This is a genomic window from Streptomyces galbus, from assembly GCF_005280195.1.
GTDB lineage: Bacteria > Actinomycetota > Actinomycetes > Streptomycetales > Streptomycetaceae > Streptomyces > Streptomyces galbus.
The window spans coordinates 1-615 of the sequence record NZ_SZPR01000084.1 but is presented as its reverse complement, the minus strand read 5'-3'; the positions used below and the strand labels follow the sequence as shown (position 1 = coordinate 615).

The 615-nt window shown below is 68.1% G+C and carries 1 pseudogene; it reads left to right on the top strand.

From position 1 onward, the window contains the following. Nucleotides 1–553: pseudogene (locus tag E4U92_RS35645) on the top strand (hypothetical protein); the annotation flags it as partial. Nucleotides 554–615: the final 62 nt, after the last annotated feature.

The window sequence follows — 615 nt, the reverse complement described above, 5'->3', positions numbered from 1 at the left end:
GGCCGGGTTCACCGTGACCAGCACGAGGACCTCCCCGATCGGTGCCGGGGCCGTCGCCAAGATCCTGGCCTCCTGCCTGGGCGCGGACGCCTCGAACTTCCATGCGGTGATCGCGGTCCGCGCTCCCGTCGCCACCAAGGACACGGACGGCGTGGTCATCGCCGTCAACTCCGCCCGTCAGTACGTGCAGTGCGAGACGAAGGGCCACAAGGGCACCAGCATGTCCGTCCCGCCGACGTTCATCAACGACCGCCTGTGGGGCACCGGCCACCTGATCGAGTTCTTCGACAGCTTCAGCGAGCCGGCCAACGGGGAACAGACCCTCTCACTGGGCGCCGGACACTACACACCCGACGTCGCCAAGATCACCATCAGCTTCGGCGACAACCCGACGCAGTACCCGGCCCTCATGGCAGACGGCGCGTTCGTCTACACCGCGGCCATCTCCGACCCCGAACGGAACAACCCCTCCCCGGCCCCCTACGTCCACGCCTACAACGCAGCGGGCCAGGAGATCTACAACCAGCAGACGGACTCCACCGCCAAGCAGTAACACCCGTCGCCCCAAGCCTCCACTGCGGCCCCGGCACTCCGCCCGGGCCGCAGCCACCACAA